The 22,714-nt window shown below is 62.0% G+C and carries 23 protein-coding genes; 5 read left to right on the plus strand and 18 right to left on the minus strand.

Going from position 1 to position 22,714, the window contains the following annotated elements; translation table 11 throughout:
* Positions 1 to 34 precede the first annotated feature (34 nt).
* Both ASD83_RS17300 and ASD83_RS17305 read right to left on the minus strand, forming a co-directional pair.
* Positions 35 to 949, minus strand: coding sequence for an ABC transporter substrate-binding protein (locus ASD83_RS17300; protein ID WP_056313373.1), 915 nt, complete (start codon positions 947 to 949; stop codon positions 35 to 37).
* Positions 950 to 1,021: 72 nt separating this feature from the next.
* Positions 1,022 to 1,930 (minus strand): ABC transporter substrate-binding protein, encoded by a 909-nt coding sequence (locus ASD83_RS17305; protein ID WP_056313219.1) that lies wholly within the window; start codon positions 1,928 to 1,930, stop codon positions 1,022 to 1,024.
* A 176-nt stretch (positions 1,931 to 2,106) separates the two neighbouring features.
* On the opposite strand from ASD83_RS17305, the gene ASD83_RS17310 reads away from it, so the two are divergent.
* From ASD83_RS17310 to ASD83_RS17320, 3 genes are read left to right on the plus strand one after another with little or no spacing between them, the layout of a single operon-like run.
* A complete protein-coding gene (locus ASD83_RS17310; RefSeq protein WP_244489219.1) occupies positions 2,107 to 3,126 on the plus strand; it encodes a FecCD family ABC transporter permease in 1,020 nt (339 codons plus the stop codon).
* On the plus strand, positions 3,123 to 4,166 hold the full coding sequence (locus ASD83_RS17315) for a FecCD family ABC transporter permease (protein WP_056313221.1): 1,044 nt from the start codon (positions 3,123 to 3,125) through the stop codon (positions 4,164 to 4,166). The genes ASD83_RS17310 and ASD83_RS17315 overlap by 4 nt, the downstream gene beginning before the upstream one ends.
* Complete coding sequence (locus ASD83_RS17320) at positions 4,159 to 4,980, plus strand: ABC transporter ATP-binding protein (protein WP_056313223.1); 822 nt, start codon at positions 4,159 to 4,161, stop codon at positions 4,978 to 4,980. Before ASD83_RS17315 ends, ASD83_RS17320 begins: the two co-directional genes overlap by 8 nt.
* Here ASD83_RS17320 and ASD83_RS17325 read toward each other — a convergent pair.
* The 6 genes from ASD83_RS17325 to ASD83_RS17350 form a co-directional block, all read right to left on the minus strand.
* On the minus strand, positions 4,977 to 6,026 hold the full coding sequence (locus ASD83_RS17325) for an HD domain-containing phosphohydrolase (protein WP_056313225.1): 1,050 nt from the start codon (positions 6,024 to 6,026) through the stop codon (positions 4,977 to 4,979). The two genes, ASD83_RS17320 and ASD83_RS17325, sit on opposite strands and share 4 nt — an antisense overlap.
* Positions 6,027 to 6,128: 102 nt before the next feature.
* On the minus strand, positions 6,129 to 7,412 hold the full coding sequence (locus tag ASD83_RS17330) for an L-fuconate dehydratase (RefSeq protein ID WP_056313227.1): 1,284 nt from the start codon (positions 7,410 to 7,412) through the stop codon (positions 6,129 to 6,131).
* A gap of 159 nt (positions 7,413 to 7,571) precedes the next feature.
* Positions 7,572 to 8,303, minus strand: a complete 732-nt coding sequence (locus ASD83_RS17335) for an SDR family oxidoreductase (RefSeq protein ID WP_056313229.1) — start codon at positions 8,301 to 8,303, stop codon at positions 7,572 to 7,574.
* Between the two features lie 163 nt (positions 8,304 to 8,466).
* Positions 8,467 to 9,411, minus strand: a complete 945-nt coding sequence (locus ASD83_RS17340; protein WP_056313232.1) for an ABC transporter substrate-binding protein — start codon at positions 9,409 to 9,411, stop codon at positions 8,467 to 8,469.
* A gap of 109 nt (positions 9,412 to 9,520) precedes the next feature.
* Positions 9,521 to 10,519, minus strand: a complete 999-nt coding sequence (locus tag ASD83_RS17345) for an ABC transporter permease (protein ID WP_056313234.1) — start codon at positions 10,517 to 10,519, stop codon at positions 9,521 to 9,523.
* A gap of 180 nt (positions 10,520 to 10,699) precedes the next feature.
* Positions 10,700 to 12,253 carry a sugar ABC transporter ATP-binding protein gene (locus ASD83_RS17350; protein ID WP_210168350.1) on the minus strand — a complete coding sequence of 518 codons (1,554 nt, stop codon included), beginning with the start codon at positions 12,251 to 12,253 and terminating at the stop codon, positions 10,700 to 10,702.
* A 173-nt stretch (positions 12,254 to 12,426) separates the two neighbouring features.
* Here ASD83_RS17350 and ASD83_RS17355 point away from each other — a divergent pair, with 173 nt between their 5' ends.
* The gene (locus ASD83_RS17355; RefSeq protein WP_056313236.1) at positions 12,427 to 13,119 is read left to right on the plus strand and encodes a FadR/GntR family transcriptional regulator; all 693 of its coding nucleotides are present in this window, start codon (positions 12,427 to 12,429) and stop codon (positions 13,117 to 13,119) included.
* Here the strand turns inward: ASD83_RS17355 and blaOXA are convergent.
* The 10 genes from blaOXA to pcaD all read right to left on the minus strand — a co-directional run bounded on the left by blaOXA (position 13,116) and on the right by pcaD (position 21,624).
* Positions 13,116 to 13,886, minus strand: a complete 771-nt coding sequence (gene blaOXA, locus ASD83_RS17360) for a class D beta-lactamase (protein ID WP_056313378.1) — start codon at positions 13,884 to 13,886, stop codon at positions 13,116 to 13,118. The genes ASD83_RS17355 and blaOXA overlap by 4 nt on opposite strands.
* A gap of 298 nt (positions 13,887 to 14,184) precedes the next feature.
* Positions 14,185 to 14,763 (minus strand): transglycosylase SLT domain-containing protein, encoded by a 579-nt coding sequence (locus ASD83_RS21575; protein ID WP_413813502.1) that lies wholly within the window; start codon positions 14,761 to 14,763, stop codon positions 14,185 to 14,187.
* A gap of 189 nt (positions 14,764 to 14,952) precedes the next feature.
* Positions 14,953 to 16,155, minus strand: a complete 1,203-nt coding sequence (gene pcaF / locus ASD83_RS17370) for a 3-oxoadipyl-CoA thiolase (protein WP_056313240.1) — start codon at positions 16,153 to 16,155, stop codon at positions 14,953 to 14,955.
* Position 16,156: 1 nt separating this feature from the next.
* Positions 16,157 to 16,831, minus strand: coding sequence for a 3-oxoacid CoA-transferase subunit B (locus ASD83_RS17375; protein ID WP_056313242.1), 675 nt, complete (start codon positions 16,829 to 16,831; stop codon positions 16,157 to 16,159).
* Positions 16,828 to 17,550 carry a 3-oxoacid CoA-transferase subunit A gene (locus ASD83_RS17380; protein WP_056313244.1) on the minus strand — a complete coding sequence of 241 codons (723 nt, stop codon included), beginning with the start codon at positions 17,548 to 17,550 and terminating at the stop codon, positions 16,828 to 16,830. The genes ASD83_RS17375 and ASD83_RS17380 overlap by 4 nt, the downstream gene beginning before the upstream one ends.
* 308 nt (positions 17,551 to 17,858) lie before the next feature.
* A complete protein-coding gene (locus ASD83_RS17385) occupies positions 17,859 to 18,899 on the minus strand; it encodes a 3-carboxy-cis,cis-muconate cycloisomerase (RefSeq protein ID WP_056313246.1) in 1,041 nt (346 codons plus the stop codon).
* A 200-nt stretch (positions 18,900 to 19,099) separates the two neighbouring features.
* Positions 19,100 to 19,705: a protocatechuate 3,4-dioxygenase subunit alpha gene (gene pcaG, locus ASD83_RS17390; protein WP_056313248.1), complete on the minus strand. Its 606-nt coding sequence runs from the start codon at positions 19,703 to 19,705 to the stop codon at positions 19,100 to 19,102.
* Complete coding sequence (pcaH, locus tag ASD83_RS17395; protein ID WP_056313250.1) at positions 19,705 to 20,451, minus strand: protocatechuate 3,4-dioxygenase subunit beta; 747 nt, start codon at positions 20,449 to 20,451, stop codon at positions 19,705 to 19,707. The genes pcaG and pcaH overlap by 1 nt, the downstream gene beginning before the upstream one ends.
* Positions 20,448 to 20,837 (minus strand): 4-carboxymuconolactone decarboxylase, encoded by a 390-nt coding sequence (pcaC, locus tag ASD83_RS17400; protein ID WP_056313251.1) that lies wholly within the window; start codon positions 20,835 to 20,837, stop codon positions 20,448 to 20,450. The genes pcaH and pcaC overlap by 4 nt, the downstream gene beginning before the upstream one ends.
* Positions 20,830 to 21,624 carry a 3-oxoadipate enol-lactonase gene (gene pcaD, locus ASD83_RS17405; protein ID WP_056313253.1) on the minus strand — a complete coding sequence of 265 codons (795 nt, stop codon included), beginning with the start codon at positions 21,622 to 21,624 and terminating at the stop codon, positions 20,830 to 20,832. Before pcaD ends, pcaC begins: the two co-directional genes overlap by 8 nt.
* A gap of 152 nt (positions 21,625 to 21,776) precedes the next feature.
* Between pcaD and pcaQ the strand changes: the two genes are divergently transcribed.
* Positions 21,777 to 22,700: a pca operon transcription factor PcaQ gene (gene pcaQ, locus ASD83_RS17410; protein ID WP_156386026.1), complete on the plus strand. Its 924-nt coding sequence runs from the start codon at positions 21,777 to 21,779 to the stop codon at positions 22,698 to 22,700.
* The last annotated feature ends 14 nt before the right edge of the window (positions 22,701 to 22,714 follow it).

Genomic DNA, 22,714 nt, shown 5'->3' on the forward strand with positions numbered 1-22,714 from the left:
TCACCCCTGGGCGCCCGGGGGTGATGGCAAAAAACTACTTCCGCGTGCTTTCGAGCCCGTAGATTTCTTCGATATCGTCCAGCATCAGATGGGCCGAATAGATACCGCCGCCCGTGTTCCAGATGGTTTCGCTGACACGCTGGGCCTTGTTGGCTTTGACCGCCTCAAGATTGTTCCAGAGCGGATCGGCCAGCCAGTCGGCGAGATTGGCTTCGGGCTCGGCGTCGTTGAGGTCGCTCGAAAAGTAGAAGATGCGATCCCCCGCCATATCGGGGATGCGTTCCTTGGTCACTTCCTCGGCGAATTCGTCCTTGTCCTGCGCGGGTGGGCGCTTGAAACCGATCTGGTCGAGGATCAAGCCGCTAAAGGTATCCTTGTAGTAGATGCGGGTGCGGTTGGGCGAAAAGCGCACCATGGAAATCTCTTCATTGACCTGATCGCCGAGGGCATCATGGATAGCCTTGGTGCGCGCCTCGAAACTGGCGAGCACGGCTTCCGCCTCAGCCTCCTTGCCGAGGGCTCCGGCGTAGAATTTGAGATTTTCCTGCCACTCGCCGCCGATGGTTTCGGTCATGACGGTGGGCGCGATGGCGGAAAGCTGCTCGTAGATCTTTTCCTGACGCACCTTTGTGCCGAGGATGAGATCGGGTTCGAGCGTCGCGAGCACTTCGAGATCGACGGCCAGTTCGGTGCCGAGAACCGCAGTGCCCTTCAAAAGGTCATGGAGATGCGAATGCCAGGGATCGCCATCCCAGCTTTGCACGGCGCCGACCGGGTTGATGCCCAGCGCCAGGATCGCCTCGGTGCCTTCATTGGTGAGAATGACGATGCGCTGCGGATTGTCCGGCACTTCGGTTGTTCCCATGGCGTGGGTGACCTCGCGCGCCAAAGCGGGTGCGATGAGCGTCGAGGCGACGAGGGCGGCGGCAAGGGAGCGAAGCGAGAACATGGCGCTTTCCTTTTTGTCACAGGTCAATTGGCGGGGGCGGACCGGGCCGCCCCCGGCTAAAAGGCTGGCGGCCTATCGCGTGCTGGCCAGCCCGTAGATCTTTTCGACATCGTCGAGCATCAGATTGGCCGCAATAATGCCGCCGGCCGTGTTCCAGATGGCGTCGGACACGGCATGCGCCTTGCCCGCCTTGACCACGGCGAGATTGTTCCAGAGCGGATCGGCCAGCCAGTCCTGGGCCTGGCTGTTGCCTTCGCCATTGCCGGTTTCATAGGTGAAGTAGAACAGGCGATCGCCCTCGAATTCGGGGATGCGCTCCTTGGTGATCTCTTCGGCAAACTCGTCCTTGTCCTGGGTGGCGGGGCGTTGGAAGCCGAGCTGGGACAAAGCGAGGCCGGAAAAGCTGTCCTTGAACATGATCCGGGTCTGGCCGGACATGAAGCGGGCAATGGAGATCTTTTCATCGAGCGAAGCGCCGAGCGCATCGTGAAGTGCGGCGATGCGCGCATCATAGGCGGCGAGAACCGCCTTGCCTTCGTCACCCTTGCCGGCAGCGTCGGTATAAAGCGCGAGATTGATCTGCCAATCGCCGCGCAGGCGTTCGGAAACGACGGTCGGGGCGATGGCCGAAAGCTGTTCGTAGATCTTTTCGTGGCGCATCTTGTTGCCAAGGATCAGATCGGGCTCGAGCGAGACCAGCACTTCAAGGTTGACGGCCGACTCTTCGCCAACGACGACGACATCGGTCATCTCACTGGCAATGTGATCCCACCACGGGTCGCCCACAAACGATTTCACCGCGCCGACCGGCTTGATGCCCACGGCGAGGAGCGCTTCGGTGCCTTCATTGGTCAAAACGACAATGCGCTGCGGATTGTCCGGCACATCGGTAACGCCCATGGCATGGGTGATTTCGCGGGCAAAGACCGGTGTGCTCAATAGCGCGACGGTGGCAAGAGCGGTCACGAGACGGTGGAACATGGCAGAAGCTCCTCTGGGATAGTCGGTCTTTGGAGATCGGATCGTGGAGCCCTCGCACAGAGGGCCGCCCCATCCTCCCTCCCATCTTTTCTTGACATCGGTAGTCGGAAATTGGATGGGTGCAAAAAGTCAGAATTTAATTTGACTGTCAATATCAACTATATGAGGGCCCAGTGGTGTCCACGCTGGCAATGTCACCCCGATCGCCGGGATTGCGCCTGGGGCTGCCGCAGGTCTATGCGGGGCTGATCCTGCTGCTTGCCCTCGCCATGCTGATGAGCCTGACGCTGGGCTACAAGATCTATTCGCTCGATCAGGTCTGGATGGCGTTTTTCGCTCATGACGGCTCGGAAACAGCGGTGGTGATCGCCGGGTTGCGGCTGCCGCGCGCACTGATCGCGCCCCTCTCCGGCGCCGCTCTGGGCATGGCCGGGGTGATGGTGCAGACCCTGTCGCGCAATCGCATCGCTTCGCCCGATACGCTGGGGCTCAATGCCGGCGCGTCGCTGGCCGTAGTGGTGGCGAGCATCATGTTCGGCGTGCAGTCGCTGGCCGGCCTGTCGCTGGCCGCGGCCTTTGGCGCCTTCGTCACCGCGATCGTCGTGTTCGGTGTAGCGGCGAGCGCGGGCGGGTTATCGCCGCTCAAGATCGTGCTGGTCGGTGTGACCTTTGCCAGTCTCTCCCACGCCTTTGTCGAAGTGCTGCTCACCAGCAATGAAGCGCAGTTGCAGCAGCTGCTGTTTTGGTTGTCTGGCGCCTTTGTCGATCGGCCGATTGCGCTGTTTTACAACGGCCTGCCCGTGGTCATCGTCGGCGGGGTGATCGGCCTTGCTCTGTCGCGGGCGCTCGATGCCTTGCAGGCTGATGATTCCACCGCCGCCGGGCTCGGTGTGCCGCTTGGCGCAGTGCGCGGGCTTGCTTTCGTCGCCGTGGCCCTCTTGACGGGCGCAGCGGTTTCGATGGCGGGACCGGTGGCCTTTGTCGGCCTTGTCGTGCCCCATGCGGCGCGGCGGCTGGTGGGCTTGCGGCACATCCATCAATTGCCGGCGGCGGCCCTCTTCGGCGGGGTCTACGCGACGCTGGCCGATGTGGCGGCGCGGTTTGTGATCTATCCCGTCGAAGCGCCGGTGGGCGCGATCACCGCCGTCGTCGGCGCCGTGGTTCTCCTCGTTCTCCTGATGCGGAGGGCCGCATGACCACTCTTGCTGTCACCGCGCCCGCCGGGCGCCGCTTCGGCATCGGGGCGATTGTCCTCATTATCACCGGGCTCTTCGTCCTCCTCTGCCTCGCCGCCATTGCCTTCGGCTCGACCTGGATTCCGCTCGAAACGGTAGCCCATGTCATTCTCGGCGGCGGTGAAAAAACCGAAAAGCTCGTTGTCTGGCAATTGCGCATGCCGCGCGTCATGGCGGCGGCGATTGCCGGCGCCGCCATCGCGTTTTCCGGCTATCTCTTGCAGCGCATCACCCGCAATGAACTGGCCTCGCCCGGCGTGCTGGGAGTCGTCGATGGCGCTGCGCTTGGCGTCGTGCTGTTTCTTGCCATCTTCTCCAACGAATCCAATTCGCTGACCGTATCGGTCGCCTGGCAGCCGCTGGCGGCGGCGATCGGGGCGCTGACGGCGATCTCGCTGGTCTTCATTCTTTCGGGCCGGCAATCATCCTCGGCCATTCGCCTGCTCCTGTTCGGCATTGCCATTGCGGCCGTCGCCAAGGCCCTGACCACCGTCTTCATGCTGATCGGGCCGATCTATCAGGCCGCGCAAGCGGCACGCTGGCTCGCCGGCGCGGTCAATGCCATCTCCTGGAGCGAAATCCAGATCATGGCGCTCTGCCTCGTGCCGACCGTGCTGGTGGCAGGCTGGCTCGCCAAGGACCTGCCGCCGGCCGATCTCGACGATGTGTCCTCGCGCAGCATCGGGCTCAACCTGCCGGTCTATCGCATTGCGGTGTTTTTCGTCGCAGCCCTACTGACCTCGATTGCCGTGGCCTTTGTCGGTGGCGTCGGGTTTTTGGGGCTGATCGCGCCGCATCTGGCGCGATTGCTGGTGGGCCGCGCCCGCTTTGCCGGCATTCTGGCCTCCATGCTGATCGGGGCGATGATGCTGATCGGCGCCGACCTGCTGGTGCGCGTCGCCTTCACCCCGCTCGAAGTGCCGGCAGGCACGGTGACCGCCATTGTCGGGGCGCCCTATTTTCTCTTCCTCCTGATGCGCAAGGACAAGACCAATGGCTGACCTCGTCCCGAGCCGCATCGAGGTCCGCGACCTCACCTTGATGTATGGGCACGACACGGTGCTCGATGCGCTGAACCTACCGATTCCACGCGGCAAGGTAACGGTGCTCGCCGGCCCCAATGGCTGCGGCAAATCCACCCTGTTGCGCGCTATCCGACGGCTGCATACGGGGCAAAAGGGAAAAATCCTCCTCGATGATGTCGACATCGCCACGCTTGGCGCCAAGGATCTGGCGCGGCAGATTGGCCTCCTCGCCCAAAATCCCTCGGCGCCACCTGACATGACGGTAGAAGAACTGGTGCGGCTGGGGCGCTATCCGCATCAGGCCATGCTCCAGCCCTGGAGCGAAAAGGATGGCGTGGCCGTCAATCGCGCTATGGATGGCACGGGGGTGACGGGCCTAAAACACCGCCGCATCGGCTCGCTCTCTGGCGGGCAATTGCAGCGCGCCTGGATCGCCATGGTCCTGGCGCAGGAGACCGACGTCATCTGCCTCGACGAGCCGGTGAACCATCTCGACATGGCCCATCAGCTCGATTGCCTCGATCTGGTATCAAAGCTCAACAAGGAAGATGGACGCACCATTGTGTTGGTGCTGCACGACCTCAATCTGGCGGCGCGCTATGCCGATCAACTGGTGTTCGTGCATGAAGGCCATGTGCGGGCGCTGGGTCAGCCCGAAGAGTTGATGAAGCCCGAACTGCTCGCCGAAGTTTTCGAGGTCGATGCCGCGATCATGACCGACCCGGTGCATGGCCGGCCGATCTGCATTCCGCGTGGGCGGGCGAGAGCGGCCGCGAAGGAAGTGGCTTAGGCGCTTTCTGCAAGCTCCACCGTTTCGCCGCCCATGAGCCCGGAAATTTCGCACCAGCGCGACTGGAACGAGGCGACGCAGGCCGGGTCGAAATGGCTGCCCGAGCAGCGGGAGATTTCCGCATAGGCCTCCTCCAGCGTCCAGGCGCGCTTATAGGGGCGCTCCGAGCAGAGGGCGTCGAACACATCGGCCAGCGCGACGATGCGCGCTTCGATAGGGATGGCCGTGCCTGAAATATTGTTGGGATAGCCGGTGCCGTCCCATTTTTCATGATGGCTCTGGGCGATCAGTTCGGCGGTGCGGATGAGGTCGCTGTCGGCATCGGCAAGAATGCGCGCGCCGATGGTGACATGCTCGCGCATGCGCGCCATTTCCTCCGGCGTCAATTTGCCGGGCTTACTCAGGATCGCGTCGGCAATGGCGATCTTGCCGATATCGTGGAGCGGCGCCGCGAGATAGATCATGCGGCATTGCTGGGCGGTGAGGCCGAGGCCTTCGCCGATGATCTTACTGATCTGAGCGACCCGCGAAACGTGTTCGCCGGTGTCGCCATCGCGATACTCGATGGCGCGGGCAAGGCGCCAGATGATTTCTTCCTCGCGCGCTAGCAGATGGGCCGTGGCCTTGGCCACTTCGTGCGTCAGGCGATTGGCGTGATCGGCCAATTCAACCTGAGCGCCGCGCAGCGCCAGAAGGTTGGTGATGCGCGCCTTAAGCTCGATAGGGTCGAAGGGTTTTGTCAGAAAATCATTGGCCCCGACGCGGATCGCTTCGATGCGAATGGCCTTGTCGATATCGGAGGTGACCATGACCATGGGGACGGTGCGATAGGTGTCGCAGCCCCGCAGCCTCTCGATGAAATGGATGCCGTCCATTTCGGGCATGATGTGATCCACGAGCAGCAGATCAAACTGCCGCTCCTCGCACCGTTTCAGCGCCTCGAGCGGGTTGAGACAAAGCTCAACCCCGTCGCCCACAATTTCCCGGACGATCGAACCCAGTAAAGCCAAGCTCGATCTGCTGTCATCAACGATCAGCACGTACACAATACAGCCCCCCGGCCTAATGCGAGGCGATGATAGGGGCCTAGCCCTTATGCGAAACTTAATGTCTCACATGCATTTAGCCTCACCCGCGCCGATGGTTTATTACGCCTTTACCGGAGCAATAAATTTATTCCCGGTAATCGAGCCCGGTTTCATTTCAATCGAAAATCCCGGCAGTTCCGGCGGCATGTAAGCGGCACTTTTTATCACGCAGGGATCGATGAAATGCTCATGCAGATGATCGACATATTCGATCACGCGACCATCCTTTGTGCCTGACACGACAAGATAATCGATCATCGAGAGATGCTGCACATATTCGCAGAGCCCCACCCCGCCGGCATGCGGCCAGACGGCCTTTTTGTATTTGGCGGCCATGAGAAGAACCGAGAGCACTTCGTTGAGACCGCCGATGCGACAGGCGTCGATCTGCACGATATCGATAGCGTCACGGCTGATGAACTGCTTGAACAGAATGCGGTTCTGGCACATTTCGCCGGTCGCGACTTTGACGGGCGTAATGGCGTCGCGGATCTTGCGATGGCCTTCGATGTCGTCGGGGCTGGTCGGCTCCTCGATGAAATAGGGATTGAAGCGCTTGAGCTCATTGACCCAGGTGATGGCCTGGTCGACTTCCCAGACCTGGTTGGCGTCGATCATCAGATAGCGGTCCGGCCCCATGATGGAGCGGACGATTCCGAGGCGCCGGATATCATCTTCGAGGTCGCGGCCGACCTTCATCTTGATATGGGTAAAACCCTCTTCGACGGCTTCGGTCGCGAGACGGGTCAATTTTTCGTTGGAATAGCCGAGCCACCCGGCCGAGGTGGTGTAGCAGGCATAGCCCTCGGCTCGCAGTTTTGCGATGCGCTCGGCCTTGCCCGGTTCGGCAGCCTTGAAGATGGCAAGCGCCTCTTCGGGGGTGATGGCGTCGGTCAGGTAGCGGAAATCAATGATGGAAACGAGCTGTTCGGGGCTCATCTCGGCGACATAGAGCCAGACCGGTTTTTTCGCGCGCTTGGCCAACAAATCCCAGACCGCGTTGACGACGGCTCCGGTCGCCAGATGCATGGCGCCCTTGTCGGGGCCGATCCAGCGCAACTGGCTGTCGCCGGTCATGTGGCGCCAGAAACGGCCGGGATTTTCCTCGATCCAGTCGAGATCGAGCCCGGTGACGCGATCGGTCAGCGCGGCGATGGCAGCGCAGACAACCTCATTGCCGCGGCCGATGGTGAAGGTCAGCCCATGCCCCTCAAGCGCCCCATCGGTGCCGAGCACCACATAGGCGGCCGAATAATCGGGATCGGGGTTCATCGCGTCGGACCCATCGAGCGAGGCCGAGGTCGGGAAGCGCAGATCGTGGCTGGTGAGGGTGGTGATTTTCATGAGCAGTTTCCAGAAAGGCACCCTCACCCGTCTCGCCCTTTGGGCGATCCACCCTCTCCCCGAGGGGGAGAGGAATAAGAGGCACCGCGTTTGAACGAGCACCGGACCATTCTTCTCCCTCTTGGGGAGAAGGTGGCGCGCAGCGCCGGATGAGGGGGATCACGCCGTCCAGCCACCATCGATGATGTGGACCTGGCCGGTCGTATAGGTGGCTCCCGCCAGATACACCGCGAGGTCGGCAACCTCGTCCGGCCGCGCAATGCGGCCGATGGGCTGGCGGGCGATGAACGCCTTTTTCGCGCCCTCGAAATCGCCCGTCGCATGCCAGCGATCGTGGAGGCTCGGGCTTTCCACCGTACCGGGGCAGATGGCGTTCACGCGGATATTGCTGGTCGTATAATCGGCCGCGATGGATTTGGTCAGCCCGACCACGGCGGCCTTGGAAATCGTATAGGCGGCGCGGTTGGGCACACCTTTGATGGAAGAAGCAACCGTTGCCATGTTGATGATGGCGCCGTCCTTGCGCTCCAGCATTTGCGGCAGGATGGCTTTTATCGTGCGGATCTGGGCGCGGACGTTAAGATCGAGCGCAAAATCCAGATCGCTGTCGCTCATTTCGAGCAAGGTGCCATTGTGGACGACACCGGCACAATTGAAGAGCACGTCGATACGGCCGATCTCGGCGACGGCCTGCGTGACGGCCTCATTGGACAGAACGTTGAGATGACGCGTGGTGATACCAGCCACGCCGTCCAGCTCCTTGAGCTTTTCGGCGTTGATATCGGTCGCGATCACCCTGGCACCGGCTTTGGCGAAAGCGCGGGCCGAGGCCTCACCAATCCCCTGGGCGGCGGCAGTGATGAAGACGATCTTTCCGTTGAGGTCGGCCATTCTTGTTCCTTCGATATTCTCCGCCCCTGCCACCCGTTCGATCACTGCGTCATTCCCGCGAAAGCGGGAATCTCTTCGTGTTCGCAAGAATGGATTCCCGCTTTCGCGGGAATGACGTCGTGGGTAAAAGGCCCTCCCCCATAAGGGGAAGGGCCGGGCAAAATCAGTCGTAGAGAACCGCAGCGATTGCCGGGTCGGCCATATTGGTCTTGTCGTACCAGTTAAAGCCCGAGTCGATGATCTTGGGCAGGGTTTCGCCCTTGAGCGCGCCGATGGCAGCCTTGACGGTTTCGTAGCCGATGCCGACCGGGTTCTGGGTGATGGCGCCGGCCATGGCACCGGACTCGATAAAGCCCTTCTGCGCGGCGCCGGAGTCAAAGCCGATCACGACGACATTGCTGCCCAGCTCGGTCTTGCCGTTGACGACGCCGATGGCAGAACCTTCATTGGCGCCAAAGATGCCCTTGAGGTCCGGATTGGCCAAGAGGATCGACTTGGTAATTTCAGTCGATTGCAGCTGGTCGCCGCCGCCATACTGAACTGATACCACTTCGATCTTGGGATAGGCTTCCTTGATGCGGTTGACGAAGCCATCGACGCGATCGATGCCGGTGCGGCTGGTCTGGTCATGGGCGACAACGGCAACCTTGCCTTCGCCACCAATGAGTTCGGCCATCTTGTCGGCAGCGAGCGAGGCGGCCGCAACGTTGTCCGTCGTAACCGTGGTCAGCGGAATGTCGCTATCAACGCCACTATCGAAGGCGATGATCGGAATGCCGGCATCATGGGCCTGCTGCAGCAGTGGGCTCGCAGCCTGGCTATCGAGAGCGGCAAAGCCGATGGCGTCAGGCTTGCGCGAGAGCGCGGCGGCCAGCATGTCCATCTGGCGATCGACCTGGGTCTCGGTTTCTGGACCCTCAAAGGTCACCGTGACGCCAAATTCGGCACCGGCCTTGTCGGCACCGGCTTTCACGGCTTGCCAGAACTGGTGCTGGAAGCCTTTGGAGATCAGGGCGATATCATAATTGTCCTGGGCGAATGCGCCGTTGGATGCGGCGAGCATTGCGACGGCGCTGAGGGCGCCGAGCAGGGTGCGACGGTTGAGCATGGTTTTCCTCCCACATGCTGCGTTGAATTCTTTGGGCATTTTTCAGGCCTCTTGTTGGCGCGGAATGCGCAGCGTGTCGGCGCTCAAAGAGCGCCAACGGGACCGGCGCCTAAAGTGTGCGGCGCCGCAGTATGTCGGCGTAAACGGCCAGGATAATGATGCAGCCGGTCACCACCGTCTGCCATTCCTGAGCCACCGATAGGATGCGCAGGCCATTGGCCAGCACGGAGATGATGAGCGCCCCGATCAACGTGCCGAGCACGGTGCCGCGACCGCCCGAAAGCGAGGTGCCGCCGATGACGACGGCCGCAATGGCGTCGAGCTCATAGCCCTGGCCAAGCGCGGGCTGCGCCGAGTTGAGCCGGCTGGCGATCAGCACGCCGGCAACCCCGACAATGCCGCCGGCCAGCGCATAGACCCCGATTTTCCAGCGATCGACATTGACGCCCGAGAGACGCACAGCCTCTTCGTTGGAGCCGAGGGCAAAGGTGTAACGGCCCAGCGCGGTCTTGCTCAACACAAAGCTCGCAATCAGCGCCACGGCAAAAAGGATCATGACGCCATTGGGCACCGGCACGGCCGGAATGATCTGGCCGACGAGCGAACCCAGGGCGATCTGGTTAAAGCCCGGCGTGTCGTTGAAATAGATCGGCCGCGTGCCGGAAATGACCAGCGACAGGCCCTTCAAGATCAGCATCATGCCCAGCGTCGCGATGAAGGGCGGGACCTTCAATTTGGCGATGATGGTGCCAGAAATCAGGCCCGAGGCCGCACCGGCCAGAATGGCCCCGGCAATGCCGAGCGGCATGGGCAGGCCGAGATAGGTGAGAATGACCCCCGCGATGACGGCGCAAAAGGTCATCAGCGTACCGACCGACAGATCGATGCCCCCGGTGATGATCACCAGCGTCGCGGCAATGGCGAGCACACCATTGACCGACGTCGCTTGCAGGATGGCAAGGATATTCTGGGTCTGCATGAAATTGGGCGAAGCCAGCGAGAAGGCGACGACCAGCGCGATCAGACCCGAAAAGGCCAGCAGCCGATGAAAGGCGCCGGAAATGCGGGGCCCGGATTTTTGGACGGCGGGGGCTGCGGTATCGGTCATGCTGTCTCGCCCTTAAAACTGGTTGTCGCGGCTCCTTCTTCACCTCTCTTTTTGGGGGAGAGGTCGCCCCCCTTGGGTCGGGTGAGGGGGCCTTGCAGCCGGCGCTGAGGGGAAGACCCCCTCACCCGGCGCGATGCGCCGACCTCTCCCCTCAGGGAGAGGTGAAGAAAGGAAAAGCACTCAACCCGCATGACGCACCTCCATGGCCGGTGCGCGCAGGGTCGCCAGACGCATGATGTCTTCCTGGCTGGCGCCGCCGGGCAACATGCCGGTGAGGCGTCCCTCGCACATCACCGCGATGCGGTGGCTGAGGCGCAGCACTTCGGGCAGTTCGGAGGAAATGACGATGATCGCCTTGCCTTCGGCCGCCAGCGCATTGAGCAATTTATAGATTTCGGACTTGGCGCCGACATCGATGCCGCGCGTCGGTTCGTCAAAGATCAGAATATCGCAATCGCGCAGGAGCCATTTGGCAATGACCACCTTCTGCTGGTTACCGCCCGAAAGCAGGCGCGCTTCCTGCGTGTCGCTGGGCGTCTTGATCGACAGCTGGCCGATATAGGAGACGGCTTCGCGCTGCATCCCGGCCTCGTCGAGCACGCCGCCGAAACCGATAAAGCGATCGAGAGACGCGAGCGCGATATTGTTGCGGACGTCGAGCCCGGTCGCGAGCCCAAAGTGCTTGCGGTCTTCCGAGAGATAGCCGATGCCGGCCTCCACCGCGTCCTTCGGCGAGGAAATGCCGACGCGCTTGCCATGCACCCAGATTTCGCCGCTCTCGCGCCGGTCGGCCCCAAAAATGGTGCGAGCAACCTCGGTGCGCCCGGCGCCCATCAGGCCGGCAAAGCCGAGGATTTCGCCTTTGCGGACCGAAAAACTGACATCGCGGATTTCGCGGCCGCGATTGAGCCCTTTGACCTCCAGCGCGATCGGCGCGTCGGCAGTGTTGGGAATAACAAGCGCTTCATTGCTCAGCGTGCGGCCCACCATCATGGAAATGATGGTTTCGATCGGCGTATCGGCGCCCGGCACGGTGCCGACATATTCGCCATCGCGCATCACGGTGACGCGGTCGGAAATGCGTTTGATCTCGTCCATCTTGTGCGAGATGTAGACGACGCCCACACCATCGGCCTTGAGGCGGTTGATGATGACGAACAGTTCGGCGATCTCAGCGTCGTTCAGCGCCGCAGTCGGCTCATCCATGATCAGCACGCGGGAGCGATAGGACAGCGCCTTGGCGATCTCGACCATTTGCTGCTTGGCAATGGTCAGGGTCTCGACCTTTACGGTGGGCTCAAGTTTGAGGTTCATCGAGGAAAAGATCGCCGCCGCATCGCGATTGAGCTGGCCTTCGTCCAAAATCCCGAAGCGGCGCGGTTCGCGGCCGATGAAAATGTTCTGCGCCGCCGTCAGGTCGCGCATCAGCGCCAATTCCTGATGGATAATGCCGACGCCGAGCGCCTGGGCCTCGCGCGGCGAGGTGATTTCGACCGGCTCCCCGTTGAGAAGCACCGTGCCCGCGTCGCGCGAATAGACGCCGGAGAGAATCTTCATCAGCGTCGATTTGCCGGCGCCGTTTTCGCCCATCAGGGCGTGCACTTCGCCGGGCTTGAGATCGAAACGCGCCTTGGCGAGCGCCCGCACGCCGGGGAAAGATTTGTCGATGTCGGTCATTTCGACCAGCGTAGCCGGCGCACCCGCGACGGATGCCGGCCCCAAATGCCCAGCCATGAAAAATCCTCCCGATGCGTATGGCGGCTCTGTTCTCCCGAGCCGTCCCCCGCAATGTGGCCGAATGAAAGACAAATTGATCAAGCTGTCAAGTGGTCAGACCAGTAGACACGAGGAGGGGAGAGCGCTATGGATTTTGCCAAGGGAGCCGCATGGCGGCCCCAGAGGGGAAAATGAAACTTCAGGCCGTATCCAACCGCAAACTCTATATCCAGATCGCCGATCAGATCCGGGATCAAATCCTGGCGGGCGCGGTCGAGTCCGGACGGCAATTGCCCTCGGAGCGCGACCTGGCGGTCAGCCTTGGCGTATCGCGGCCCACGGTGCGCGAGGCGCTGATTGCGCTCGAAGTTGCCGGGTTCGTGGAAGTGCGGGTCGGTGTGGGCGCCTTTGTGCGCGACCAGAGCCGGGGCAGCGCGGCCCTGCCCGACGAGGGAAATTCACCCATCGAAATCATGCAGGTGCGGCGATTGCTCGAGCCTGAGGCGGCGGCATTGGCGGCGCAGAATATTTCCCCCGACGGCATGGCGCGGCTGGCCGAAACCATCCGCCGCATGCAGGCGGAAACCATAGGCAATGTATGGTCGTCCGACAGCGACCGCGTGATGCATGTCACGATTGCTGAAGGGTCAGGCAATTCGGTGTTGCGCGAAATGCTCGACCAGTTGTGGAATTCGCGCTCCGAAGAGGTCGATACGAAATTCCACGAACACCTGGCCGCCATATCAGAAGTGCGCGAGCATATTCTGGAAGACCACGGCAAGATCGTGGGCGCCATCCTGGCAGGCAATGCCGCGGCCGCGCGCGAAGCCATGGCCACGCATCTCGATTTTGTCACCGCGGCCATGCTGAAAGCCTGGGACTAGCGCCCGCCCAGCCCCGCCATCAACCCGGCCCAATCCTCTAACAATTTATCTCGCGCCCTCAGCCCGCCGCTCACCGAATGGCGCTGCTCGTCCTGCGCCAGCCGCACGAAAATCAGCCTCTGGTTGCCCTTTTCGGCCCAGCCCACATACCAGCCCCAGCCACGCGCCCGGTCAAAATTCCCGTCCGCCATCCGCGGAAAAGCCGACCCGGTCTTGCCCTGCAACGTCCAGCCGCCGCTCATCCCGCCCTGCTGCACCAGTTCCATCGCCCCGGCCATTGCCGCCTGCGATACCGGCAGTTTTCCATCCACCAGCGCCGCGACGAAGCCCGCCTGCTCCAGCGGCGAAATTTTCAGCGATGACGAAATCCACGACCGTTCGAGCCCATTATCCTTGCCCGCATCGCCGGCAAAATCTGCATTCCCATACCCAAATTTCTGCCCATAGGCCGTCAACCCCTCGGCCCCGAGCATTTCAGCCAGCAGCTGCGAATACCAAACCGTAGAGTTCTCCATCCACATGGCGGGGTCCGTATCCCGCCGCCAGCTGTCCCCGCCCCAATCGGCATAACCGTCCCTGAACGGCAATTTCGGCTCATGCGCGGAGGTGATGATCCCGGCATCATAAGCCATCACCGCCAGCGCCACCTTGAACGTTGAAGCCGGCGTCACCCGCGTTTGGCAATCGCCCTCTTCATGCAACACCGTCCGCGTCGCCGGATCGGCAATCAGCGTACAAATATCCCGCGCCTGCGCCGGAGCGGCCATGGCAAAAACACCCACCAGAGCGGCGGCCAAAACAGAAAATCGCACAAAAATCTCCCCCGGCACTCTGGCCGCGGACCAGTTCTCACGTCCCACAGCGTCGCAATTATGGCGCTGCAGACCTCGTGGAGGAGAAGGCGTAAAAGAGCGAGAGCCGTAGGACCGGTCGACAGTCAGCTCAGGCTGAGGCGAAAACGGTGGTTTTCGAGACCCGGAGCGGAGCGTACCTTGGGTACGTGAGCGCCGGAAGCGCAGAAAACCGCCGTTTGCAGACCAGCCTCAGCCGAATGGCGGCCGGTCCTCAGCGCAGCCCGGACTTTTCCAGGAGACCCTGCCGCTTGGCGTCATAATAATAGCCGCTGGCATAAAGCTGCATGGCGCGGTCGTGGTTGCCGCCGGCCGTCACATAGGCCCCGGCAAGATAGCGCACGGCAAAGCGCAGATTGGTTTCCGCATCGAGAAGCCCCGAGGCCTCACCCGAAAACCCCATGCCGCGCGCGGTGGCATTGCTGATCTGCATCAGCCCGTAATAGGGCCCGTTGCGCGCACTGGGGTTGTAGCCGCTTTCGCGCACGATCACGCGGCGCACCAGGGCTTCGGGCACGCTATATTCTTTCGAATAGTGGGAAATCAGCCCATCGAGCGAACCGCGTTCGCTGGCCGCAAAACCGAGCAGCAGGTCCGAACCGGCGCGCGGCACGTTCGCAGCCTTGGGCACGTGGCCCTCCGGCGTCGGCGTCGCGGCCACGGGAGCCATCGACGCAATAGCGGCAGAAGCGGATTTATTGCCCGCAAGCGGCTTGAGGCCAGCCATGGAGCAGCCCGAGACGAAAACCGCCAGCGCAACAATTCCCGCCAGAGGTATGGCCCGTGCCGTCATGCCTTCGTCCTTTTGCGGATGCTTCAATTGCGGCACTAAGCCCAAATCGCGGCGCCTTGATGGCAGAACAAAGTTCGCGCGCCGCGCAAGCATATTGTGATCGTTATGCCGGCTTCTGCCGCCAAAAGGTTTACACTTTCTTACCGCACCTGCCGCTTTGATCAAAGCAAGTCTATCGAAAGCGGGCCTTCAAACCCGCTCCAACCCCACCGCAATACCCTGACCGACCCCGATACACATGGTCGCCAGCGCCCGCTTCTTGCCCGTCAGCGAAAGCTCCAGCGCCGCCGTCCCAGCAATCCGTGCGCCGCTCATTCCCAGCGGATGTCCCAGCGCAATCGCCCCGCCATTGGGGTTTACGCGGCCGTCATCCTCGGCAATTCCAAGCTCGCGCAACACGGCAATGCCCTGGCTCGCAAAAGCCTCGTTGAGTTCGATCACATCGAAATCGCCGGCCGAAAGCCCCAACCGCGCAAACAGTTTCCGGCTCGCCGGGGCCGGCCCCATGCCCATGATCCGCGGCGCAACGCCCGCAGTGGCCCCGCCCAAAATCCGCGCAATTGGCGTCAGACCATACTTCCTCGCCGCCGCCTCCGAAGCAATGATCAGCGCCGCCGCCCCATCATTCACCCCCGAAGCATTGCCCGCCGTAACGCTGCCACCGGGAAACAGCGGCCGCAGCTTGGCCAGCGTTTCAACCGTCGTTCCAGCGCGTGGATGCTCGTCGGTATCGACAACAACCGCATCGCCCTTTTTCTGCGCAATCGAGACCTCAACGATTTCGTGGCTAAATCGCCCACTCTTCTGCGCCGCGACCGCCTTGTCCTGGCTCCGCACCGCAAAGGTATCCTGCGCCTCGCGCGATACGCCAAATTCCTGCGCCACATTCTCGCCGGTCTCGGGCATGGAATCGACGCCATAAAGCGCCTTCATCGCCGGATTGACGAAGCGCCAGCCAATGGTCGTGTCATAAATCTCGGCATTGCGCGAAAACGCCGTCTCGGCCTTGGGCAGCACAAAGGGCGCCCGCGACATGCTCTCGGTTCCGCCCGCAATCACAAGCTCGGCTTCACCTGCCTTGATCGCCCGCGCCGCCGCAATAACCGCATCCATGCCCGAGCCGCAAAGCCGATTGATCGTCGTCCCCGTCACCCCCACCGGCAGCCCGGCGAGCAGCAGGCTCATCCGCGCGACATTGCGATTGTCCTCGCCGGCCTGATTGGCATTGCCAAAAATAACATCGTCCACCGCGTCCCAATCGACGCCGGCATGTTCCGCCATCAACGCCTTGAGCGGAATGGCCCCCAGATCGTCCGGCCGCACAGCGGACAGAGCCCCGCCAAACCGCCCGATCGGCGTGCGCCGAAAAGCGCAGATAAAAGCCTCAGCCATTTTACGAAACCTCCGGCGCCACGAGGTCGCCAATCACATCGGGCAGCACCAGCTCCGCCCCCGTCACCGCCTGCAATTCTTCGACAGTCATAGACGGCAGCTTTTCGCGCAGCACGAAGCGTCCGCCTTCGATATCGATGACCGCAAGGCTCGAATAAATCCGCGTCACGCAGCCCACCCCCGTCAGCGGCAGCGAGCACCGCTTCACCAGTTTGGGCTTTCCGTCCTTGGTCACATGGTCGGTAATCACGGCAACCCGCTTGGCCCCATGTACCAGGTCCATCGCCCCACCCACGGCCGGCACGCCCTTGGGTCCCGTCGACCAATTGGCGAGATCGCCATTTTCCGCGACCTCGTAGGTCCCAAGGATCGCCACATCGAGATGCCCGCCCCGCACCATGCCAAAACTATCGGCATGATGAAAAAACGCCGCGCCGGGTTTGAGCGTGATCGCCTTCTTCCCGGCATTGATGAGATCCCAGTCTTCTTCACCCGCCGGCGGCGCCTCGCCAAAATTCAAGACGCCATTCTCGGTGTGAAAAATCGCCTGCCGCCCCGGCGGCTGAAACTTTGCGACCATTTCGGGAAAGCCGATGCCAAGGTTCACATAGGCGCCGTCTTCAATATCCTGCGCCGCGCGCCAGGCAATTTGTGCGTTCGAAAGTTTGCTGGTCATGAATAGGCCACCCCTTCGCGCATCAGCGCCTCTTCCTGCTTTGCATCGGCCACTTCCACGACACGGTTCACAAAAATGCCTGGCGTGACCACCTGTTCGGGATCGATCTCGCCCGGCGCAACAATCTTGCTCGCCTGCACAATGGTCAGCTTGGCCGCCGCCGCCATCAGCGGCGAAAAATTCCGCGCCGCCTTGCGATAGGTCAGATTCCCCATCGTATCGGCCAGTTCCGCCTTGATCAGCGCCGCATCGGCCTTGAGCCAACGCTCCTGCACATAGGATTTGCCGTCAAACTCGGCGACTGGCTTCCCCTTGGCCACATCGGTCCCAAAACTGGCCGGCGTGTAAAACGCCGGAATCCCAGCGCCCGCCGCCCGAATGCGCTCGGCGAGCGTGCCCTGCGGCACCAGCTCCAGCCCAATCTCGCCCTTGAGATATTTTTCGGTAAAAGCCCGCGGATCAGCCGAGCGTGGAAACGAGCAAACCATCTTGCTGACCATCCCCGCATCGATCATCGCCGCAATGCCGATCCGCCCATTCCCGGCATTATTATTCACCACGGTCAGGTTCTTCGGACTCCCCGTCGCCTTGAACCGGTCGATCAGCGCATGAATAAGCTCGATAGGCGCGCCCGAGCCGCCAAACCCACCTACCATCAGCACCATGCCATCCTCAATCCCCGCCACCGCAGCAGCGAGATCGGGCACTGTCTTGTCCATTGGCCTTTTTCCTTTCCCAGTAGACCTCATCCTGAGGTGCGAAGCGAAGCGCAGCCTCGAAGGGCGAGGTCGTGGCTGGATGATGGTCGATCTTTGCCATCGCCAAGAGGCGAGTGGAAATGAAATCTAGGCCACAGGTATAGCTCCTGGGTTATGGTAGGTGACTTCGCGTGTGCAAAATCGGTGCAAAAGACCCTTAACCGATAACCAAGTAGCCCTCATGGTGAGGTGTGCAACCTAGCGTAGCCTCGAACCACTGGGGCGTGGCACCCAAGCGTCAGCGCCCCCAGCCTCGCCCTTCGACAAGCTCAGGTCTTAGGGGGCGCAATCCTGATCTGCTCGACCAATTTCCCCGCCAGCCGCAAGCTCGCCCCCGTTGACACCAGCATCGCCGGCAATGTCAGCCATTCGAGCGTCCAGGCCGCCCCCGAGCGCTCATTTTCATGCACCAGCGACTGGTTGAGCGTGCCCGAAAGCCCCGCCACCTGCCGCGCCAGCGCCACCAGCACTTCCGCATTCACCGGATTGGACTTGTGCGCCATGGCCGAAGACCCGCCGCCACCCGCCAGCGTCACCGCCGCCACCTCGTTCTGCGCCAAAAGCGTCACATCCATGCCGATCTTCCCCAGCGTCCCGGCAATCAGCGCCAAGAGGTTCCCCAGCGCCACAATCGGATCACGCTGCGCCTGCCATGGCGTCGCCAGCCCCAGATCGAGCCGCTTGGCCATCCCCGCAGCAATCGCATCGCCAAATCCCTCAAAACTCCCGCGATCCCCAACGGGTCCGCCAAGTTGAATGACCAGCAGGCTGCGCCGCATTCCGGCCAGCGCCCGCAGATGCCGCTGCAAAGGCTCGCCCCAGCTTGCCAGTTTTGCGCCCCATGTCGTCGGCAGTGCCACCTGCATGCGCGTATGCGCCATCAGCGGCCTGTCGCCATAAACATGCGCCAGTTCTTCAAGCCCCGCTAATACCGTCGAAAGCCGCGTCTCATAGACCCCGAACACCTTTGCGACCTGCAGCATCAGTGCCGTATCGATAACATCCTGGCTGGTCGCGCCTTTGTGGAGGGCAGGGCGGTGCTCTTCAGCCAGATGCAACCGCAGTTGCCGCACCAGCGCCGGCACGACCACGCCATCCCGCGCCATGCCCGCATTCAATTTGGGCCAATCGAGTTCAAAATTCTCCGTCGCCGCCGCAATGGCGCTTGCCGCCGCGCTCGAGACAAACCCGCACTCCGCACTCGCCTCCGCCAGCGCCCGCTCAAACGCCAGCATGGCCCCCAGCTGCGCTTGGTCCGAAAGGAGCGCTTCGATTTCAGGATCGCCGGCAAGGGCAGAGAGGAGGGACATCTTGTTCCGTTCGGCTCGCGGTTATTGCCGTCACCCCCTCCCAGCCTCCCCCATCAAGGGGGAGGTGTCACCGAATTCGCCATAGCGAATTCGGTTGGGGCTGGTGGCTTGGGCGAGGTCTGGCCTCACACTCGATCTGTCACCTCCCCCTTGATGGGGGAGGAGGGAGGGGGTGGAGCCACAAGCGCCACCCCCAAAACCTAGATATCAAAAAACACCGTCTCCTTCTCCCCCTGGAGATGGATATCGAGCACATACCGCGCCCCGGCTTCCTTCCGCGCAATCAGCGTCTGCCGCCGGCGCTTGTCCATGATCTTGTTGAGCACAAAGTCGCCCTCGTTGGCCTCGGCTTCATCCTCAAAATAAAGCCGCGTCTGCAGCCCGATATTGATGCCGCGCGCCACGATCCACAGCGACACATGTGGCGCCATAGGCTTGCCATCCGGCCCCGCGACGCGCCCCGGCTTGATCGTCTCGAAAATGGTAACGCCATCGGCGTTCGAAGCCTGCCGCCCCCAGCCCGTAAAGGCCGGCACCGAATCGGAACCCGGCGCCACAAAGCTGCCGCTCGCATCCGCCTGCCAAATCTCAATGAGACCATCGCTGAGCGGCACACCCGCCCCATCGATCAGCCGAATGTTGAGCGTAATCCGCTCCCCCTCGACATCGCCATTGATCATCGTCGACCCCATATCGGCGGCATAAACCCCCGGCAGGTCGCAAAAATTCGGCGTCATGCCGATATGCACATAGGGGCCCGCCGTCTGCGACGGGCTTTCCTTCAACCTCGGAACGGGATGCAACATCAGTTCCCCTCCAGTTTATTTTCAAACATGGTCGAGCGCCGTCCGCGCAAGACGATATCGAAGCGATAGGCCAGGGCGTCCATCGGCGTCGTATTGTGCCGGTCAAGCCGCGCCGTCAGCTGGTCGATCGCCGCCTTGTCGTTGATCGTCGCCACGATCGGGCATTGCCAGATCATCGGGTCACCCTCGAAATACATCTGCGTAATCAACCTTTGCGCAAAGGCGTGGCCGAAAACCGAAAAATGGATATGTGCCGGCCGCCAGTCATTGCCGCCATTGGGCCAGGGATAGGCGCCGGGCTTGACCGTGCGGAACGAATAAAACCCGTTCTCGTCGGTCACCGCGCGTCCAAAGCCGGCAAAATTGGGATCAAGCGCGGCCAGATACGCTTCCTTCTTGTGCCGATAACGCCCCCCGGCATTGGCCTGCCAGAATTCCACCAGCGTGCCCGGCACAGCCCGCGCGTTCTCGTCGAGCACCTGACCATAAACAATCATCCGCTGCCCGATGGCCTCGGTGCCATCCTGGCTGAAATTGCGGATCAGATCGTTGTCGAGCGCCCCGAGCTTTTCGTGGCCAAACGTCGGCCCGCTCATTTCCGACTTGGTCGGTCCTAAGGCGAGCAGGCTATGTTTTGGTGCGCGAAACGTCGTGCTCTTATAGCCCGGCGTATCCGCCGCCGGGTGCCAGGCGCGGTCGCGCTGATAGAGAGCGCCATCGGCGCCGGGCAGAATAATGCCGCTCATGCTGCGCTCTCCCCACGCTTCGCTAATTCTTCCCGAGCGATCTTGAACGCCCGATTGGCCGCCGGCACGCCGGCATAAACCGCCACATGCAGCAACGCTTCTTTTATGTCGTCCGGCGTCGCGCCCGTATTGGCGGTAGCGCGCACATGCATCGCCACTTCCTCATCATGGCCCAAGGCGGCCAGAAGCGCGAGCGTGATCATCGAGCGCTCGCGTTTGCTCAGCCCCGGCCGCGACCACACCGAGCCCCAGGCGCCTTCAGTAATAAACTGCTGAAAATCACTATCGAACGCGGTCATCTTGGCCGAGGCATTGTCCACATGCTTATTGCCCAAAACCGAGCGGCGCGTCGCCATGCCCCGCTCATAAAGCGTCGTCTCAGCCATGACCGGCCTCCTTGAAAAACTCTGTCATCAAATCCGCCAGCTTTTCCGGCGCCTCGATGGATGGAATGTGTCCCACACCGGGGAAATTTTCGAACCGCGCACCGGCAATAGCTTTGGCAGTGGCCTCAACCTGCGCCGCCGGCATGGCGAGATCGTCTTCCCCGGCCACCAATAGCGCCGGCAGGCGGATCGCGCCGATCCGGTCGCGCAGATCCGCATCGCGCAGCGTGGCGCAAGTCGCGGCATAGCCCGCTACGTCACACCGCAAAAACATATTGCGCCAGCCGGCAAGCTCTTCGGTCCGCTCCGCGCGAAATTTCGGGCTGAACCAGCGCTCCATGATGCCATCGGCAATCGAGGCGACGCCATTGCTGAGCACCGCCTCCATCCGAGCCGTCCAAAAAGCGCGATCGCCCGATTTCGCCGCCGAATTGCAGATCACCAAAGCACTCAGCCGCTCCGGCGCGCGCAAAGCCGCGCCCTGCGTAATCAGCCCGCCGATCGACACCCCAGCCAGCGCAAAGCGCTCGATCCCCAGATGATCGGTCAACCCGAAAAGATCGTCGAGATGATCCTCAAGCGCGTAATCGCCGCCGGGAATATCGCTCAACCCATGCCCGCGCTTGTCATAGGACACCACGCGATAGCGCCCGGCGAGCTTTGAAATCACCCCGTCCCAAATCCGCGCATCGGTACCGAGCGAATTGACGAGCACGACCACAGGCGCGCCCACGGGTCCCGCCAGACGATAATGCAGCAGCACGCCATTGATGCGAGCAAAGTTCATGGGGCCTCCCTCTCAGCTTCGGTGTAACCAGCCCAAAACCCCAAGTAAAATGATTAGCTCTGGACGTGTTATAACCGTCCGATTATCGATTGTTGAGATAAGCGCATAAATTGCGCTTGGAATGGCCAGTCGCATAACCGGAGGATAGGTCTGTGACGCAACGCATCATCGATCCGCGCATCAAATTGCGCCACATCGCCTGCTTCCTCGAAGTCGCCCGCCTCCGTAGCGTCGTCAACGCCGCCGACGCCCTCAACATCTCCCAGCCCGCCGCCAGCAAGACCGTGCAGGAGCTCGAAGAGTTTTTAGGCAATGCCCTTTTCGACCGCTCCCGCCGAAAACTCTTCCTCACCCCATTCGGGGAAACCTTTTATCGCTACGCCTCGACCTCGATCGCCGCCCTGCGCCAGGGGATCGACGCCGCCCGCTCCGGCGGCGAAGCGACCACCGTAAAAATCGGCGCGCTCCCCACCGTCTCCGCCCGCATTCTTCCCACGGCAGTAAGAGGTTTCACCGCCGAAGACCCCGGCGTCCACACCCGCATCATCACCGGCCCCAACAATTATCTGCTGTCCCTCTTACGCACCGGCGACGTCGATCTCGTTATCGGCCGCATGGCCGAGCCCGATGTCATGATCGGCCTTGCCTTCGAACATCTCTATTCAGAGCGCGTCGTCATGGTCGTCCGCCCCGGCCATCCGCTGCTCGGCGTGCCCGACTTCAACCTCGGCCTCATCGAGCCCTTTCAGGTGCTGATGCCCACGCCCGATGCCGTCATCCGCCACCATGTCGATCGCATGCTGCTCGCCCATGGCATCACCAATATCCGTGACGAAGTCGAAACCGTCTCCAACGCCTTCGGCCGCTCTTACGTGCGCCAAACCGACGCCATCTGGATCATCTCCGAAGGCGTCGTCGCCAAGGATGTCGAAGAAAACCAGCTGGCGCTTCTGCCCGTCGACACCAGCGAAACCACGGGCCCGGTCGGTTTCACGACGCGCGCCGATACCATCCCGACCCTCGCCACAACCGCCCTGATGCAAGCCATCCGTAACGTGGCGGCTGGCCTGCGCTAGGTCATTCATGTCGC

The sequence above is a fragment of the Devosia sp. Root685 genome (genome assembly GCF_001427875.1).
Taxonomy (GTDB): Bacteria; Pseudomonadota; Alphaproteobacteria; order Rhizobiales; family Devosiaceae; genus Devosia.